Origin of the sequence: Anoxybacillus eryuanensis (genome assembly GCF_051200995.1) — a bacterium.
Lineage (GTDB): Bacteria > Bacillota > Bacilli > Bacillales > Anoxybacillaceae > Anoxybacillus > Anoxybacillus tengchongensis.
This window is the reverse complement of the sequence record NZ_JBPODS010000013.1, coordinates 12,970-29,897: the sequence shown is the minus strand read 5'-3', so window position 1 is coordinate 29,897 and position 16,928 is coordinate 12,970. Positions and strand designations below refer to the sequence as shown.

Annotated in this window: 23 protein-coding genes; 16 read left to right on the top strand and 7 right to left on the bottom strand. The window is 40.9% G+C overall.

What is annotated here, in order from left to right; all coding sequences use genetic code 11:
* Positions 1–21: 21 nt before the first annotated feature.
* Together HNQ84_RS11760 and HNQ84_RS11755 are read left to right on the top strand one after the other, a co-directional pair.
* On the top strand, positions 22–654 hold the full coding sequence (locus tag HNQ84_RS11760; protein WP_032101118.1) for a helix-turn-helix transcriptional regulator: 633 nt from the start codon (positions 22–24) through the stop codon (positions 652–654).
* A gap of 92 nt (positions 655–746) precedes the next feature.
* Positions 747–1,517, top strand: a complete 771-nt coding sequence (locus tag HNQ84_RS11755) for a TIGR01457 family HAD-type hydrolase (RefSeq protein ID WP_183249832.1) — start codon at positions 747–749, stop codon at positions 1,515–1,517.
* A 29-nt stretch (positions 1,518–1,546) separates the two neighbouring features.
* Here the strand turns inward: HNQ84_RS11755 and HNQ84_RS11750 are convergent, their stop codons facing one another.
* Positions 1,547–2,044 (bottom strand): phosphatidylglycerophosphatase A family protein, encoded by a 498-nt coding sequence (locus HNQ84_RS11750; protein WP_183249834.1) that lies wholly within the window; start codon positions 2,042–2,044, stop codon positions 1,547–1,549.
* Between the two features lie 134 nt (positions 2,045–2,178).
* Here HNQ84_RS11750 and yutH point away from each other — a divergent pair, with 134 nt between their 5' ends.
* From yutH to thrB, 5 genes are all read left to right on the top strand, one after another.
* Positions 2,179–3,117, top strand: coding sequence for a spore coat putative kinase YutH (gene yutH / locus HNQ84_RS11745; RefSeq protein ID WP_435622226.1), 939 nt, complete (start codon positions 2,179–2,181; stop codon positions 3,115–3,117).
* A 47-nt stretch (positions 3,118–3,164) separates the two neighbouring features.
* Complete coding sequence (locus HNQ84_RS11740) at positions 3,165–4,136, top strand: 2-hydroxyacid dehydrogenase (RefSeq protein WP_183249838.1); 972 nt, start codon at positions 3,165–3,167, stop codon at positions 4,134–4,136.
* A gap of 153 nt (positions 4,137–4,289) precedes the next feature.
* The gene (locus tag HNQ84_RS11735) at positions 4,290–5,591 is read left to right on the top strand and encodes a homoserine dehydrogenase (protein WP_183249840.1); all 1,302 of its coding nucleotides are present in this window, start codon (positions 4,290–4,292) and stop codon (positions 5,589–5,591) included.
* The gene (thrC, locus tag HNQ84_RS11730) at positions 5,591–6,649 is read left to right on the top strand and encodes a threonine synthase (protein WP_183249842.1); all 1,059 of its coding nucleotides are present in this window, start codon (positions 5,591–5,593) and stop codon (positions 6,647–6,649) included. The genes HNQ84_RS11735 and thrC overlap by 1 nt, the downstream gene beginning before the upstream one ends.
* The gene (thrB, locus tag HNQ84_RS11725) at positions 6,646–7,560 is read left to right on the top strand and encodes a homoserine kinase (protein ID WP_183249844.1); all 915 of its coding nucleotides are present in this window, start codon (positions 6,646–6,648) and stop codon (positions 7,558–7,560) included. Before thrC ends, thrB begins: the two co-directional genes overlap by 4 nt.
* A 38-nt stretch (positions 7,561–7,598) precedes the next feature.
* Here thrB and HNQ84_RS11720 read toward each other — a convergent pair whose 3' ends face one another.
* Positions 7,599–7,835 carry a NifU family protein gene (locus tag HNQ84_RS11720; protein WP_003398276.1) on the bottom strand — a complete coding sequence of 79 codons (237 nt, stop codon included), beginning with the start codon at positions 7,833–7,835 and terminating at the stop codon, positions 7,599–7,601.
* Positions 7,836–7,929: 94 nt separating this feature from the next.
* On the opposite strand from HNQ84_RS11720, the gene HNQ84_RS11715 reads away from it, so the two are divergent.
* Entirely contained in the window at positions 7,930–8,235 is a 306-nt protein-coding gene (locus tag HNQ84_RS11715; RefSeq protein WP_183249845.1) for a YuzD family protein, read from the top strand.
* Positions 8,236–8,272: 37 nt separating this feature from the next.
* Here HNQ84_RS11715 and HNQ84_RS11710 read toward each other — a convergent pair whose 3' ends face one another.
* Entirely contained in the window at positions 8,273–9,340 is a 1,068-nt protein-coding gene (locus HNQ84_RS11710) for an NAD(P)/FAD-dependent oxidoreductase (RefSeq protein ID WP_183243954.1), read from the bottom strand.
* Positions 9,341–9,506: 166 nt separating this feature from the next.
* Here HNQ84_RS11710 and HNQ84_RS11705 point away from each other — a divergent pair, with 166 nt between their 5' ends.
* Positions 9,507–9,746 (top strand): YuzB family protein, encoded by a 240-nt coding sequence (locus HNQ84_RS11705; protein WP_183249847.1) that lies wholly within the window; start codon positions 9,507–9,509, stop codon positions 9,744–9,746.
* Between the two features lie 4 nt (positions 9,747–9,750).
* Here HNQ84_RS11705 and HNQ84_RS11700 read toward each other — a convergent pair whose 3' ends face one another.
* Complete coding sequence (locus HNQ84_RS11700) at positions 9,751–10,434, bottom strand: DUF2225 domain-containing protein (RefSeq protein ID WP_183249849.1); 684 nt, start codon at positions 10,432–10,434, stop codon at positions 9,751–9,753.
* A 145-nt stretch (positions 10,435–10,579) separates the two neighbouring features.
* Between HNQ84_RS11700 and dapF the strand changes: the two genes are divergently transcribed.
* Together dapF and HNQ84_RS11690 are read left to right on the top strand one after the other, a co-directional pair.
* Positions 10,580–11,434 (top strand): diaminopimelate epimerase, encoded by an 855-nt coding sequence (dapF, locus tag HNQ84_RS11695; protein ID WP_435622225.1) that lies wholly within the window; start codon positions 10,580–10,582, stop codon positions 11,432–11,434.
* Between the two features lie 16 nt (positions 11,435–11,450).
* Entirely contained in the window at positions 11,451–11,813 is a 363-nt protein-coding gene (locus HNQ84_RS11690) for a HesB/IscA family protein (RefSeq protein ID WP_032101105.1), read from the top strand.
* A 27-nt stretch (positions 11,814–11,840) separates the two neighbouring features.
* Here the strand turns inward: HNQ84_RS11690 and HNQ84_RS11685 are convergent, their stop codons facing one another.
* Positions 11,841–12,836 (bottom strand): NAD(P)/FAD-dependent oxidoreductase, encoded by a 996-nt coding sequence (locus tag HNQ84_RS11685; protein WP_435622224.1) that lies wholly within the window; start codon positions 12,834–12,836, stop codon positions 11,841–11,843.
* A 293-nt stretch (positions 12,837–13,129) separates the two neighbouring features.
* Here HNQ84_RS11685 and HNQ84_RS11680 point away from each other — a divergent pair, with 293 nt between their 5' ends.
* From HNQ84_RS11680 to spsC, 4 genes are all read left to right on the top strand, one after another.
* Positions 13,130–14,356, top strand: coding sequence for an NAD(P)/FAD-dependent oxidoreductase (locus tag HNQ84_RS11680; protein ID WP_435622223.1), 1,227 nt, complete (start codon positions 13,130–13,132; stop codon positions 14,354–14,356).
* Positions 14,357–14,449: 93 nt separating this feature from the next.
* A complete protein-coding gene (locus HNQ84_RS11675) occupies positions 14,450–14,578 on the top strand; it encodes a YuiA family protein (protein WP_167338106.1) in 129 nt (42 codons plus the stop codon).
* Between the two features lie 57 nt (positions 14,579–14,635).
* Positions 14,636–14,959: a YuiB family protein gene (locus HNQ84_RS11670; protein ID WP_032101102.1), complete on the top strand. Its 324-nt coding sequence runs from the start codon at positions 14,636–14,638 to the stop codon at positions 14,957–14,959.
* Positions 14,960–15,056: 97 nt separating this feature from the next.
* A complete protein-coding gene (spsC, locus tag HNQ84_RS11665; RefSeq protein WP_032101101.1) occupies positions 15,057–15,758 on the top strand; it encodes a stationary phase survival protein SpsC in 702 nt (233 codons plus the stop codon).
* A gap of 18 nt (positions 15,759–15,776) precedes the next feature.
* Here the strand turns inward: spsC and HNQ84_RS11660 are convergent, their stop codons facing one another.
* On the bottom strand, positions 15,777–16,361 hold the full coding sequence (locus tag HNQ84_RS11660) for a biotin transporter BioY (protein WP_032101100.1): 585 nt from the start codon (positions 16,359–16,361) through the stop codon (positions 15,777–15,779).
* A gap of 110 nt (positions 16,362–16,471) precedes the next feature.
* Here HNQ84_RS11660 and HNQ84_RS11655 point away from each other — a divergent pair, with 110 nt between their 5' ends.
* Positions 16,472–16,621: a hypothetical protein gene (locus tag HNQ84_RS11655; protein WP_435622222.1), complete on the top strand. Its 150-nt coding sequence runs from the start codon at positions 16,472–16,474 to the stop codon at positions 16,619–16,621.
* On the opposite strand, the gene HNQ84_RS11650 is transcribed toward HNQ84_RS11655, so the two are convergent.
* Positions 16,609–16,905: a YuzC family spore coat inner layer protein gene (locus tag HNQ84_RS11650; RefSeq protein ID WP_032101099.1), complete on the bottom strand. Its 297-nt coding sequence runs from the start codon at positions 16,903–16,905 to the stop codon at positions 16,609–16,611. The two genes, HNQ84_RS11655 and HNQ84_RS11650, sit on opposite strands and share 13 nt — an antisense overlap.
* Positions 16,906–16,928 lie beyond the last annotated feature (23 nt).

Genomic DNA, 16,928 nt, shown 5'->3' with positions numbered 1-16,928 from the left:
AATGGAAGAGGGTGAAAAGTGATGCGAAAAAAAACCTCTTCTACGAAAGAGCAAATTTTGAAAATGTTAAAAGTACAAAAGCGGTTAACTGTCGGTGAAATGGCGGAACAATTACAAATTACAGAAATGGCTGTGCGCCGTCACTTAAGTGCGTTAGAACGTGAAGAACTCATTGAATCGACGCTTGTTCGTCAACCGATGGGGAGACCGACAAACGTGTATCAATTAAGCGTGAAAGGACATCAGCGGTTTCCGCGCCATTATCAACAAACAATGCTTGATTTTTTAGCTGATTTAGAACAAATGGGCGGAAAACAAATCGTAGCAGAGTTGTTTCAAAATCGACAAGAGCGAATGAGAAAGCTATATGAGCAACAATTTGGCGATAAATCGTTTGATGAGAAAATAAAAGAACTTGTAGCGGTACAAAATGAGCATGGATATATGTCGGAGTTGTTACAATACGACGATGGTTCATTTGAATTAGTGGAACATAACTGTCCGATCGCAGAAGTCGCACAAGCGTATCCGATTGCTTGTGAGTGCGAACGAAATTTGTTTGAAACGCTCATTCACGAGGCAGAAATTGTGCCGAAGACGTGTTTAGCTGATGGGGATGATGCGTGTCGTTACCATATTAAGCGAAAAAAATGAACAATCGTTGACATTCGTTGCGCTCTTTTTGACAAGTGCAGTTGTTTTGCGTTAAAGTGTGAACGTGCAAGTTGTCAAAAGGAGTGGCAAAGGTGAAAACGTATAAAGGATATTTAATTGATTTAGATGGTACGATGTATCGTGGGACAGAACGCATTGAAGAGGCATGCGCTTTCGTGCATCGTCTTTATGAAAAAGGCATTCCGTATTTGTTCGTCACTAATAATTCTTCACGCACGCCAGAACAAGTGGCTGAAAAGCTACGGAAATTTGGCATCCCTGCTACGAAGGATCAAGTATTTACGACAAGCCAAGCAACAGCAAATTATATTTATGAGAAAAAGCCAAATGCCTCAGTTTATGTCATCGGAGAAGATGGTATTCGCCGAGCGCTTGAAGAAAAAGGGTTTACATTTGCGAATGAAGATGCCGAGGTTGTTGTGATGGGCATTGATCGTAGCATTAACTATGAAAAATTGGCCATTGCCTGTTTAGCTGTTCGCAACGGAGCGCTGTTTATTTCGACAAATGGAGATATTGCGATTCCGACGGAGCGCGGACTTTTACCTGGAAACGGTTCGCTTACATCGGTTGTTGCTGTGTCGACGCAAACAAAACCTATTTTTATTGGGAAACCAGAAAAAATTATTATGGAACAAGCGCTTGAAGTGCTTGGTGTGCCGAAAGAAGAGACTTTAATGATCGGGGATAACTACGATACGGATATTATGGCGGGAATGAATGCCGGGATTGATACGCTTCTCGTTCATACAGGCGTGACGACGAGAGAAATGTTACAAACGTATGAGCAACGACCAACGTATGTCGTTGATTCATTAAAAGAATGGACGGATCGCATATAAAAGGTGCCTAGTGCAGGCACCTTTTATATTTATTCAACGTGAGCCGCCCGATGTGCTAAACGGCTTGAAGCGGCAGCGGCAATCGCCCCAACGATATCATCTAAAAATGTATGACAGTAACCAGAAGATTTATCATTTAATTGTTTTAAAATACCTGGTTTTTGTTTGTCAATATAACCGTAATTCGTAAAACCAATGGAACCATACACATTGACGATCGAAAGCGCTAAAATTTCATCTACTCCATATAATCCTTCATCTTTTGCGATAAATGATTGAAGCGGCTCCTGTAGTAACCCTTTCTCTGCCAACATATCGAGCTGGATGCCTGTAAATAATGCATTTTGCACTTCGCGTTTCGCAATAACTCGATTCACGTTATAAATACACTCGTCCATTTGTAAGTTCGGATGATATTTCGATTGTAAATAATAAACGAGTTCAGCAATATGTTCGATTGTTACCCCGCGATCCGCAAGCCATTGTCGTGCGATTTTCTCCATTTTTCCTATCTTTTTTTCCTCCATTCCAACTTCACCTATTTCATTTTTTATTTTTTACAATGTATGTGCGATTTTTATGAAACGTGCGTTGATTTCTTCTCTCATATGAAGTTTATACGTATTTTTTAAACATATACATGAAAGAAGGAGGGATGTGCATGGATTATTATTTTCGTATCGATCATATGGAAACAAAAAATGATCGTTTTCTTGTTCGAAGTGGAAATGACATATATATTGCGGTGCCAACAAATGAAAAAGAAAGCGATATGCAACAATTATATTACATGGCGATGTATATGCGGGCACAAGGTGACGACACGATCGCCACGTTGCTACCAACGAAAACGGGGCGGTTTGCTGGTGTGCTGCAAGGGAAACAAGTGAGTGTATGGAAAATTGAAAATCGGATGCAAACGGGTGATATTGCACACCAGCTCGCATTATTTCACCAGCGTGGACGCACATATCCGTATGCAGTTTCATCGCGTAGTCGATTTGGGCAATGGGGAGAGCTATGGGGGCAACGGATTGATCAATTAGAACAATTTTGGCAATTGCAAGTGAGATCTTATGAAAAGAGTAAAATAGACGAACAGTTTATTGAAACGTTTCCGTATTATGTCGGATTGGTTGAAAATGCGATTCAGTATGTTATGGATACGCAGTTAGATGAAGTTCCGTTGCGTAGTGATCTACCGACGATTTGTCATGAGCAATTTGCTCCTGAAACATGGGCAATGGGGAAAATACCGACGGATTGGGTGTTTGATCATGCAAGTCGCGATGTTTCCGAATGGATACGAAAGCAATGGCTTATGAAACAATCAGACGAAACGATTGTCCTTTTTTTACGAACGTACGAACAGGTGCAACCGCTTAGCCAGTTTTTTTGGCGAATGATTTATGCTCGTTTGCTCTTTCCGCTTCATTATTTTCAAGCGATTGAAAAATATTATGGAGCTGAAGGAGACATAAGACAAGGATATGAGCAGCAATTACGCAAAGTGTTTGAAGAGATCGATATATATGAACAAAAGCTTCGTCATTTTCATGACATGACTACTGTTTCCATTCCTCGTCTTGATTGGTTATAAATATGTTACAATGAAGCGGAGGACGATGTGCGAAAGGGGTCAAAAATATGGGGAGACCATATGTATTTATTACAAGAAAACTACCAGACGATATTGTTGCTCCGTTATACGACAAATATGATGTAAACATGTGGCCGCATGAGCATCTTGCCGTACCGCGCGATGTGTTGTTCAAAGAAGCAAATCAAGCGGAAGCGTTGATCACGATGCTATCTGATCGCATTGATGAGGAGTTATTGAAACAAAGTGTAAAGCTTCGTGTTATTGCGAATGTAGCTGTCGGTTACGACAATATTGATGTAGAAACAGCGACAAAACGAGGGATTATTGTTTGTAACACCCCAGATGTATTGACAGAAACAACGGCGGATTTAACATTTGCTCTCCTGTTAACAACGGCAAGAAGATTAATTGAAGCAGCTGAGTTTATAAAAGAAGGAAAATGGAAAAGTTGGAGTCCGCTTTTACTTGCAGGGACAGATGTTCACCATAAAACAATTGGGATTGTCGGAATGGGTAAAATTGGTCAAGCGGTTGCGCAGCGAGCAAAAGGGTTTCATATGCGCGTCTTATACTATAATCGTTCGCGAAATATAGAAGCGGAACGAGCGCTCGATGCGACGTATTGTTCGTTTGATGAATTGCTAGAACAAGCAGACTTTGTCGTCTGTTTAGCTCCGTTAACGAACGAAACGTATCAATTGTTTAACAGTAGGGCATTTATGAAAATGAAATCATCAGCAATCTTTATTAATGTCGGACGTGGAGCGGTTGTTGACGAAGAAGCGTTATATGAGGCGCTTATACATGAGCGTATTGCTGGTGCGGGATTGGATGTATTTGCACAAGAGCCGATTCGTTCGGATCATCCGCTCTTACAATTGCCAAACGTTGTTGCGTTACCGCACATCGGAAGCGCAACGAAAGAAACGAGATACGCGATGATGCAGCTATGTTGTCGAAACGTCATCGCTGTCTTAGAAGGGAGGAAACCTTATACAGCCATACAGAGCCAATAGGCTCTTTTTTGTTTTTTTTAGAAAATTTTTAAACATAAAACGTTTTCATGTGGTACGATAATGAAAATAAGGATTGTAAAAGAAATAGAGATCCTCTATAATGTCTACTATACAAAAACAAATGTTCATTACAGAAAAACAGAGGTGGGGAAGATGGTAAAAAGCGTATCAGTTGGATTGTTAGGATTAGGAACGGTTGGCAGTGGGGTAGTTAAAATTATTAAAAACCATCAAGATAAATTGATGCATCAAATTGGCTGTCCTGTTGAAATAAAAAAGGTTGCAGTTCGTGATCTTAGCAAAAAACGAGATGTCATTTTGCCAAGGGCGGTATTAACAACACATGTAGAAGAAGTGATTAATGACCCGGACATTGATGTTGTTATTGAAGTGATGGGGGGCATTGAAGAAACGCGACAACATATATTACAAGCATTAAAAAATGGAAAGCATGTCGTTACAGCGAATAAAGATTTAATGGCTTTATATGGAACAGAGTTGCTTTCGGTTGCATCTGAACACGGTTGCGATTTGTTTTATGAGGCAAGCGTAGCTGGAGGTATTCCGATTTTGCGCAGCCTCGTGGACGGATTAGCTTCCGATCGAATTACGAAAATGATGGGGATTGTGAACGGAACGACGAATTACATTTTAACAAAAATGAGCAAATTTAATCGACCATATGAAGAAGTATTGGCGGAGGCGCAAGCGCTTGGATATGCTGAATCGGATCCGTCATCAGATGTGGAAGGATTAGATGCGGCGCGGAAAATGGCAATTTTAGCTCGGCTCGGCTTTTCGATGCATATCGATTTACAAGATGTGTATGTGAAAGGAATTACAGGGATTACAGAGGAAGACTTAAACTACAGTAAACGACTCGGTTATACGATGAAATTAATTGGTATTGCTCATCGAGATGGTGACAAAGTAGAAGTAAGCGTACAACCAACATTGCTACCTGAAACGCATCCACTTGCGTCTGTGAACGATGAATATAATGCGGTTTACGTTTACGGTGAAGCAGTCGGAGAGACGATGTTTTACGGTCCGGGGGCAGGAAGCTTGCCGACAGCAACGTCTGTTGTGTCCGATTTAGTTGCTGTTATGAAAAATATGCGCCTCGGTGTGAACGGAAGAAGTGCGGTTACTCCGCAATATGACAAGTGTTTAAAAGACGATAGCGAAATATACTCTAAATATTTCTTACGCATCCATGTGAAAGATCAAGTGGGGGCGTTTGCGAAAATTACATCGCTCTTTTCAGAACGGGGAGTGAGTTTTGAAAAAATTTTACAACTTCCTTTAAAACAAAAAGACTTAGCTGAAATTGTGCTCGTTACACATCAAGCCTCTTTAAAAGATTATCGTGATGTATTGCAGCAGTTGCGTGATTTAGAAGTTGTTGAAGAAGTGAAAAGTTCGTATCGGGTAGAAGGGGAAGGTGCATTGTAATGTGGAGAGGGTTGCTGCATCATTATCGTGACTATTTACCAGTGACAGATCAAACGCCGATGTTATCGTTAAATGAAGGAAATACGCCTCTCATTCCGCTTATTCATTTGTCCGAAAAGCTTGGTGTCGAGTTATACGTCAAAACAGAAGGAACTAACCCGACAGGATCGTTTAAAGATCGCGGAATGGTGATGGCTGTAGCTAAGGCAAAGGAAGAAGGAAGCGATACGATTATTTGTGCTTCAACAGGTAACACGTCTGCAGCAGCAGCGGCATATGCTGCTCGGGCAAATATGCGTTGTATTATCGTTATTCCTGATGGGAAAATTGCGCTCGGGAAGTTGGCGCAAGCGGTCATGTATGGGGCAGAAATTGTTGCGATTCAAGGAAACTTCGATCACGCGTTAAAAATGGTGCGTCGTTTGAGTGAGATTGCCCCTGTCACGCTTGTCAACTCGGTCAATCCGTATCGGATTGAAGGGCAAAAAACAGCAGCGTTTGAAATTTGTGAACAACTAGGGCAAGCGCCTGATATTCTTGCGATTCCAGTAGGAAACGCAGGGAATATAACAGCATATTGGAAAGGGTTTAAGCAATTTCATGAAAAGCATGGGACGAAGCTACCAGAAATGCGCGGGTTTGAAGCGGAAGGAGCAGCAGCGATTGTACGCAATGAAGTGATTGAAAATCCTGAGACGATTGCGACAGCAATTCGAATTGGTAACCCAGCGAGTTGGGAATATGCTGTTCAAGCCGCCAACGAATCGGGCGGAAAAATTGATGAAGTAACAGACGAACAAATTTTAAATGCATATCGCTTACTTGCACGCGAAGAAGGAATTTTTGCAGAGCCTGCTTCGTGCGCATCTGTCGCCGGTGTGATGAAACAAGTAGAAAGTGGGGAAATTGCAAAAGGAAGCCGTGTTGTTGCTGTTCTTACAGGAAATGGATTGAAAGATCCGAATGTCGCGATGGAAGCAACGAATATACAGCCGATCGTTTTGCCGAATGATGAAGAAGCGGTGTTTGCACATATTCAAGGAGCTGTTCTTCAATGAATGATGGGGAGATGTTAAAAATTGTCGTGCCAGGAAGCACAGCCAATCTCGGTCCTGGCTTTGACTCGATCGGATTAGCTGTATCGCTACATTTAACGTTGGAAGTCGTGCGTGCAGAATCGTGGGAATTTATACCGAAAACAAATGAAGTAAAAAGCATTCCAACAGGGGAAAACAATTTAATTTATCAAGTAGCAAGCAAATTAGCGAGCGAGTATGGTGTGACGTTGCCGCCTTGTCACGTATTTGTCTCAAGTAATATTCCGTTTACTCGCGGGCTTGGCAGCAGTGCTGCAGCGATTGTAGCGGCTATTGAACTAGCAAATGAGCTTGGACGTCTCGGTTTGTCGAAAGAGGAAAAAATGCGGGTAGCTAGCATGTATGAAGGTCATCCTGATAATGTTGGTGCCTCTTTGTACGGGGGATTAGTTATTGGTAGCCATTTAGAAGAACGTACACATGTCGTGCATATTCCGCACATACCCCTTGATTTAATTGCTGTCATTCCAACATATGAATTGGAAACGAAAAAATCTCGCACCGTTCTTCCGAGTGTATTTATGCGTGAACAGGCAGTAGAGGCAAGCGCCATTAGTAACGTGCTCGTCGCTGCATTGTTAACGCACAACTGGTCGCTTGTTGGTGAAATGATGGATGCAGATGTATTTCATCAACCGTATCGGGAAAGTCTCGTGCCTGAATTGCAACATGTGCGCACAGTAGCGAAGCGGAATGGAGCGTTTGGTGTTGCGTTAAGTGGCGCTGGTCCGACGGTGCTCTGTTTTGCAGAACGAGGGAGAGGAAAAGAAGTATATGCTTCGTTACAAGTAGCTTTTCCGCATTGCGATGTTCGCATACTATCCGTAGAGACGACAGGTAGCTGTGTATATCGGATGGCGTTAGAAAAATAAAAAGGGTGCCCAAGCATTTTTGGGACACCCTTTTCTTATTAAAACACTTGTTCAACTTCAACGACGCCAGGAACTTCTTCAAGCAATGCGCGCTCAATGCCGGCTTTTAGTGTAATCGTTGAGCTTGGGCAGCTTCCGCATGCACCGAGAAGGCGAAGTTTAACAACGCCATCTTCCACATCGACTAACTCACAATCTCCGCCATCCCGAAGTAAAAATGGACGAAGTTTATCTAATACTTCTTGTACTTGTTGTTTAATATCTTGATCTGCCATTTTCATCGACTCCTTTCATTAATTTTATTATAATCATCATGATAAAAAAAATCTATTCACGTTACTTAACTTTTTTCCAGAGGAGAGAATGAATATGATCGAAATATGTGTGTATGGGGCGGATATCATTTGTCCTTCTTGTGTCGGTGCACCATCATCAAAAGATACGTATGAATGGCTTCAAGCGGCTATTTCACGCAAATATCCAGATGATTCATTTCAGTTCGTGTATGTCGATATTTTTTCGCCACCCGAAGATAAAGAAAAACGTCAATTTGCGCAAAAGGTCATTGATGAGGACTTGTTTTACCCTGTTGTTGTCATCAATGGTGAGATCGTTGACGAAGGAAACCCGAGACTGAAAAATATTTATGAAGCGATTGAAAAAAGGGCGAAGTAACTCGCCCTTATGGATTTGACTTAAACGGTGCGTCGAATTAATATCCATTATGGTACTTGTACATCCATAAAACGCCTGATTTAAGAAGGCGTGGGACACGCCCGGTTAGTGGACGATCAGCAACAAGACCGAATCCATGTTTTTTACCTAATGACCCTAAAACACCCTTTAATTTAATTGGTGGAAATTCACTCGGTGGTTCTTCGCCTTTCCACCGTTTTTGCAATACTTGAGCGATTTGTTCTGCTTGACCTTCAGCGAGTTGAGCGCTCGGGGCATGCGGTAAGCTCGCGCAATCCCCAACAACGTATACATTTTCTATATTCGGAATATGATGTCGCGGTGTTAACACGACGCGACCTTGGTTGTCTTTTTCAACATTCAGCTCGCGAACGACACGATTCGGTTGAATACCAGCAGTCCACACAATCGCATCACAGTGGATTGCTTCATCGTGGTTATACAGCGTATGTTCTTCGACTTTTGTAATGTTTGATTGACGAATGAGTTCAACACCATGTGAATGAAACCATTGTTCTACATAATGACTTAGTCGTTCAGGAAACATGGATAAAATACGTGTGCCTCGATCAAATAGTTTTACGTGTAAGTCTGGACGGCTTTCAACTAATTCACTTGCCAGTTCTACACCGCTTAATCCAGCTCCAACGACACCAACGATGCTATGCGGTGGGAGGTTGCTTAGTTTTTGATACGTTTCTCTTGCTTTATCGATTGTTTGAATGCTATAAGTAAAAATGTCTGCACCCGGCACACCGTGATATTTATCCTCGCAGCCTAAACCGATGACTAAGTCATCGTATGGAATACATGTCCCATCTTGAAGATGCACAACTTCATGATGTAAATCAATTTTTTTGACCTCACCGAACACGTAAGATAGGCGAGGGTGTTCTGGGAACGGGACGCGAATATGTTGATCGCTAATTGTTCCAGCAGCTAAAGCGTAATATTCTGTTTTTAAGCAATGGTATGGAACGCGATCAATTAATGTAATATGAATATGTTCTGGTAAATTTGGAAGGATGCGGAGCAAGATGCGCATATTTCCGTATCCGCCACCAAGTAGCACGAGGTTTCTCATGGAAGCTTTCCCCTTTTGATAAAATTCGACCATTAAAAGTATAACGAAATTGTGACAAAATAACAACATTTTTTCGAGAAGCATGAATAATTAAGCTGATTTTTACATGTCAATATTACATCATTTTTATTAAAAGTGTTATAATATTAGGATTGAGGTGAATACATTGTTAAAACCAATCGTTGAATTTTGTATAAGCAATTTAGCAAACGGATCTCAACGTGCACTAGAGCAATTGGAGAAAGATCCGAATTTAGATATTATTGAATATGGGTGTTTAGGGTACTGTGGGAAATGCGCCAATACGTTGTTTGCGATGGTAAATGGGGATATTGTTACAGCAGAAGATGTGGAACAACTTGTGGAACGAGTGTATGCATACATTGAGGAAAATCCAATGTTTTAGGGGGCTACTGTGCCCCCTTTTTTTCTTCGCGAATTTCTTGCCAACGGTCGTAAGCCATGTTGACGATCCCTTGTTCAATCGTCTCTTTTTTTCGAGCGATTACGCGTGAAAAGTAAATAATTGCTTGTTTTTCTTTTCCTAGTCTACGATATAACTCTCCGATTAAGTACAATAAGCGTACTTCGGACATATGCGTGTGAACAAAATCGTCTGCTTCATAAGAAGCGCTGTATTGCTCGAGCGCTAATCGCATAAATCGTTGTTCTTCTTCATGTTGTTGTTTTGAACGATACAACCATGCGAGGCGCATATAAAGTCCAGCGAGTGCAATATGTTTTTCTTTTTTCAATGTGGCTGAATAAATACCGAGTTTGTATGTATCAATCGCCTCAGCAAATGTTCGAGCTCCACCGTAGTTTTTCCCACGCCAATTGGCGCAAATATTTTGTTGGATTGCTTCCAATGTTTGTGGTGGGAAATATGTCGAAAACTCCTCTGTTGCCGCAAATCCACAGTGTGGACAAACATGAACGTAATACAAAAGAGGATTTGCTTCCTCGCTTGCATAATATGAACAAAAGTCAGTGTCATGTTGAATCGGACGGATGAAACGTGAACGAACTTTTTTCGTTGTATATGTTTGTTTGCAAACAAGACACGTGACGGTACGATCATACAAAATGTCCATGATGTTCCCTGCCTTATATGGTTGATAGTAACATTATACTATATGTTTGTTATGTTGCCTGTGACTTTTTATGTATTTGTAAAAAAGTTGTCACGTTTATTTCAACGATGTATAGTGTTATTAAACATGAATGCGGAGGGAAAATATGAGAAGTTTTTCATTTACGAAAATGCACGGTCTAGGGAATAGTTATATTTATGTCAATATGTTTACGGAATATATAGCAGAGGAGGAACTATCACATATTGCAAAACGTGTATCAAATGTGCATACGGGGGTTGGTTCAGATGGGCTTATTTTAATTTGTCCGTCCGATGTGGCTCCAGTGAAAATGCGTATTTTTAATAGCGATGGATCAGAAGGAAAAAACTGTGGTAACGGGTTGAGGTGTGTAGCGAAATATGCATATGAACACGGAATCGTTCAAGAAGAACAGTTTATAATTGAAACGTTATCCGGTCTTGTCGAAGCTCGTGTTTTTGTTGAAGATGGGAAGGTCAATAGTGTAGAGGTAAACATGGGAAAGCCTCGTTTATCTCGCGCCGAAATACCGATGATAGGAAAAGAGGATGACGTTGTTGTTAGCGAACCAATCGAATTTGAAGGATATACGTATTATGTGACAGGTGTATCAATGGGAAATCCTCATGCTGTGTTTTATGTTGATCATATCGAGAAAGCACCAGTTACAACGCTCGGGCCAATCGTGGAAAAAGATGAGCGTTTTCCAGAAGGGGTTAATGTCGAGTTTGTGGAAGTGGTCAATGAGCGTGAACTTCATTTTCGTGTATGGGAGCGAGGATCGGGTGTGACACAAGCGTGCGGAACAGGGGCGTGTGCAGCGGTTGTGGCCTCTGTGTTAAACGGAAAAACGAAGCGAAACGAAGAAACAGTTGTGCATTTAGCTGGTGGCGATTTATATATTACATGGAAGGAAAATGGAGATGTGTTGATGCGCGGTGCTGCAGAAACGATTTGTACAGGTGTATACTATTATTAAAAAGGAGAGGATTCGAATGGAACAAATCGTGTTGTTAACAGAAAAAGCAGTGGAGCAAGTGAAGCAGATGATGAAAGAAAGCGGGGAAGAAAACGCTTATTTCCGTGTTGGCGTCTATGGTGGAGGATGTAGCGGATTATCTTATGCGATGGGATTCGACCATCATAAGCGTGAAGATGATCATGAGTTTGAAAAGGATGGTTTACGTATATTAGTCGATAAAGAGAGCGCGCTTGTACTAAAAGGAACGACGATTGATTATGAACAAGGAGCGATGGGTGGGGGATTTACGATTCATAATCCGAACGCTATTGCTTCATGTGGCTGCGGTTCATCGTTCCGTACAGCGACTCATGCTGGAACACCAGAAGAATGTTAAAAGGCCCCCTGTATGGAGGCCTTTTTCTTACTCAAACATTGATGTAGAATGAAGTGGTTGCACTTTTGCGTTTGGATCGATGTATGATTTCGCATTGTTGACTGCTGTTGGTGCTTCACCAAATCCGCAAGCAATTAATTTCACTTTTCCTTCGTATGTGCAAATATCGCCTGCAGCATATACTCCTGGAATATTTGTTTCCATTTTGGAATTTACTTTAATGGAGTTTTTCTCAATTTCAAGTCCCCATTCTTTAATCGGACCGAGTGAAGAAATGAAGCCATAGTTAACAATGACTGCGTCAACGTCGATCGTTTCGCGTGTTTTCGTTTTTACTTCTTCTAGAACGACTTGTTTAATCCCGTTTTCATCTCCGATCAATTCGACAGGAACGAACGGCGTTTTTACATCAACAGCTGAGTTCATTAAATTTTCGACACTATGCTCATGTGCGCGGAATTTATCGCGACGATGTACGATCGTCACTTTTTTAGCAATCGGTTCAAGCATAAGTGCCCAGTCAACTGCAGAGTCGCCACCACCGCATACGAGCACATTTTGACCCGCGAATTTATTTAAATCATCAACGAAGTAATGTAAGTTTTTACCTTCGTACTGTGCTGCGCTTTCGAGCTCTAACCGACGAGGTTGAAATGCACCGTTTCCAGCAGTAATGATGACCGCTTTTGAATAGTGAATTTCTTTATTTGTTGTTAGTTTGAATGTACCATCTTCTAGTTTTTCTAATTTTTCAACAGACTGTTCTAGGCAAACGGTCGGGTTAAATTTGCTCATTTGTTCTTTCAAGTTGTCAATCAATTGTTGTGCGCGAATTTTCGGGAAACCTGCTACGTCATATATGTATTTTTCAGGATAAAGTGCGGAAAGTTGTCCGCCAAGTTGTGGAAGGCTTTCGATAATTTTGACGCTCGCTTGACGCATACCACCATAAAACGCTGTAAACAAGCCGACAGGTCCACCGCCGATAATGGTAATATCGTATAATTTTTGATCTTCTTTCACGTTCATTCCTCCTAAAACGCAAATTTTCATGTATTATCATACCATAAAAACTGGTTGCGCGCTTTTGTTGTTTTGAAAATTTCGACATACACTCGACAAAAATTATGGCCAAAAATTGAACAAATACCTCTTGAAAAAGAGAGAAAAAAAGAATAAGATGTTAACGTAGAAATGACAACTTTGTTACAAAACGTTGTATTTTTTTGGTCTATTTCGTGAATAAATTCACAAACTTTCTAAACGATAAAAATCGTTCAAAAAGCACATGCTAAAAAAAATAAGAAAAGGTGGAAGTGATTCGCTTGAAAAAGCCAAATGTTGTTGTACTAGGTGCAGGTTATGGTGGATTAATGACAGTGACGCGTTTACAAAAAATGATTGGCGTCAACGAAGCAAGCATTACGCTCGTCAACAAACATGATTATCATTATGAATCGACATGGTTGCATGAGGCAGCAGCAGGAACGTTGCACCATGAACGCGTTCGCTATGCGATTGCTGACGTCATCGACCAAAGTAAAGTAAAATTCATTCAAGATACGGTTGAAAAAATCAACCTTGAAGAGAAACAAGTGCTGCTTCAAAATCATGAACCATTAACGTATGATTATTTAGTTGTTGCGCTTGGATTTGAATCAGAAACGTTTGGCATTAAAGGACTAAAAGAGTATGCTTTTTCAATTGCCAACGTCAATGCTGCTCGCCAAATTCGCGAGCATATTGAGTATCAGTTTGCGACATATAGCACGGAAGAAGAAAAACGTGATGAGCGTTTGACGATTGTAGTTGGTGGTGCAGGATTTACAGGCATTGAATTTTTAGGAGAACTAGTAAATCGTGTGCCAGAACTTTGCCGTGAGTATGATGTCGATCCGAATAAAGTGCGCATCATTTGCGTAGAAGCGGCTCCAACCGTTCTCCCTGGCTTTGATCCAGAGCTTGTTGAATATGCGGTAAATGTGCTTGAGAAAAAAGGTGTTGAGTTTAAAATCGGCACAGCAATTAAAGAATGTACACCTGAAGGCATTATCGTTAGCAAAGATGACCAAGTTGAAGAAATTAAGGCTGGAACGGTTGTATGGGCAGCCGGAGTACGTGGAAGTCGTGTCATTGACGAATCGGGGTTTGAAGCGATGCGCGGTCGTGTCAAAGTCGATCCGTTCTTGCGTGCCCCAGGACATGAAGATGTATTTGTTGTCGGGGACTGTGCGTTAATGATTAACGAAGAAACGAACCGTCCATACCCGCCAACGGCCCAAATTGCGATGCAACAAGGGGAAGTTTGTGCGAAAAACTTAGCTGTATTAATTCGTGGTCAAGGTGAACTACAACCGTTTAAACCAGACTTAAAAGGAACAGTATGTTCGCTTGGTCACGATGATGCGATTGGTGTCGTATTCGGTAAGAAAATTTGGGGTGCAAAAGCAAGCGTCATGAAAAAAGTGATTGACAATCGTGCCCTTTACTTAATTGGTGGTCCAACACTTGTTGCGAAAAAAGGTAAATTCAAACTACTATAAAACGAGCGAAGGAATGTTTCGCTCGTTTTTTCTTTACAAATCATTTATCTTTATGTATAATTATCAGAAAATTAAGAAAAGGAGGAAAGTGTTATGAATAAAACAATGTGCCAATATTGTTCGGGGAACGGTTATGTTCATGTTGCAGTCGGTGGTTCGGAAACGTGTCACTATTGCGAGGGAACGGGGATAGAAAAAGATGAAGTGGTGATAAAGCAATAATTGACTCATGTTTTCGCTTTCAGTACACTTAAAATGGTGTATTGGAGGTGAGAACGTATGGAGATGAGCATCCCAGTTTTATTCATTTCTATTTTATTGTTTTTCGTTTTATTTTTCGGCATTGGCTTTTTATTAAATATGATTTTGCGAACGACGTGGACGATGGCGATATTAAGCCCATTTGTTTTATTATTGTGGATCGATCAAATTTCTGTAATGGACTACGTGACAAATCCATCTGCTTCCTTTGCGCATGTGAAAGAGCGCATTGGATCGTTAGCGGGTGCGGATTTAATGATTTTAAGTAGCGGTATTGTTGGTGCCATTGTTTCAGGTGTTGTCATTCAGACGTTACGAAAAAAAGGATATCGAATGTTTTAAACCTTCACATTTGTGGAGGTTTTTTTATTTCCCTCACGGTTGATGTATATTTTTTTTGAATGTTGGAAAGAAATACAACCGTGGGAGGAGTGAATAAATGGGTATAAAATGGTTAAGACGAACGACCATGGTTGTGTTGTTTTTGTGTGCATTCATGACGACATTTCAATCTATATCGGGCGTTGAAGCAAAGATGTTATCTGATTGGTTTTCACCTTCACGTTTTTCTTTTTTCTCGTTTAAATCGTTATTTTCATCAGATACGTATGAATATGTCACCGATCGCTTTCGAAAACATGAAAAGCAAGTGACACAGCTATCGTCAAGACAAACAACGAACGAATCGCTGACGTTAGAAGAAGCATTTGATTGGTCACAATATCCGTCTGTTACGGTTGTAGCGACGGGATATACAGCAGGAGTGGAGTCAACGGGAAAAACGCCCGATCACCCGAGTTATGGCATTACATATTCGGGTGTGCGTGTGAAACGTGATTTGTATTCGACGATTGCTGCAGATTTGAATGTTTTCCCCATTGGAACGATTTTATTTATCCCGGGATACGGATATGGTGTCGTTGCAGATACGGGTTCGGCAATTAAAGGCCATAAAATTGATTTGTATTACGAAACGGTAGATGATGTGTATAAGCATTGGGGAAAGAAAAAAGTAAACGTGTATGTTGTTAAACGTGGAGACGGGAAATTATCGGAGCAAGAGATGATGGCACTAAACGAAAATGAATCGATGCAAGTGTTTCGACAACAATATATAAAGAAAAAGGAAGTCGGGCTATAACCGAACTTCCTTTTTTCTTTAGGCAACATATTTGTTATATGTTTGTTGATCGTTTAACGCTCGATAAATACGCGGTGCAATGATGCCGGCGACGATTGATAAAATGATGTCCTTTGGAAGTGGAACGAGCATCCAACTCCATGCCATTGTATACGAGAAACCTTCAGGTGCTTCAGCCCATAATTTAAATGCCATATACATCCAATTTGTTCCGAATATGTAGTTAATGACCATACCGATGATTGTTGCGATCACAAAACGCCCGATCGAACGATTTTTGCTTTTTTCAATAAGCAAGCCAGTTACGTATGCCGCGAGAATAAAAGAAAGAATAAATCCAAATGTTGGAGAGATCACTGTTGAAAATCCTCCGCTAAAACGTGCAAAAACAGGTGCGCCGAACAATCCAATTAGCATATAAACCGTCATAGCGATCGCGCCGCGTTTTGCTCCGAGAATGGCCCCAGCTAATACGCAAAAAAATGTTTGTAGCGTAATCGGAACGCCCCCGATGATGAGAAAAGGAGCCCATGATGTAATATTTGCTCCAATCGCCATTAATGCTGCGAACATAGCAATAAACGTTAAATCTTTCGCACGCATTTGTTAACCCCCTTTTTTTATTCGTTAACGAAATGGTATATGATAAAACAAAACATGTCAATACATAAGTGGGATGCACTTGTACAACATAACAATATGGAGGGATGAAAATGAGGGAAGAAGAACAACTGCTTCGCGCAAATCGATTAGGTGCAAAAGAAGATATCATTCATGTCATCGAAACAGATGATGGGCATGATTTGCGCGATGCAGCGTATATTGGTGAAAAACAAATGGCGGCACCGAATTATCGCCAGTAAAGAAAAAAGGTGAGTTGGCAACAAGGCGACTCGCCTTTTTTTGGAGAAAGGGTAATATGGATTGTATTTGGATTAAAAGAAATTTTTATTTCTGATTCGATGCCAATCGATTGAAGTTGTTTCTGTACTTCTTCTTGTTTTGATTGTTGCGCTTTCTCCATCAATTGTTTTGCAAAGGTCGGATCTTTTTCAATTTTTGTAGAAATAGCAGTCGCATCTTTAAAGAGCTTTTGTATCGCTTTTGCTGATTGTGTAAATTGCGTAATATCAACATTTGGATACATCTTTTTCCCTCCTTGCAAGCAGT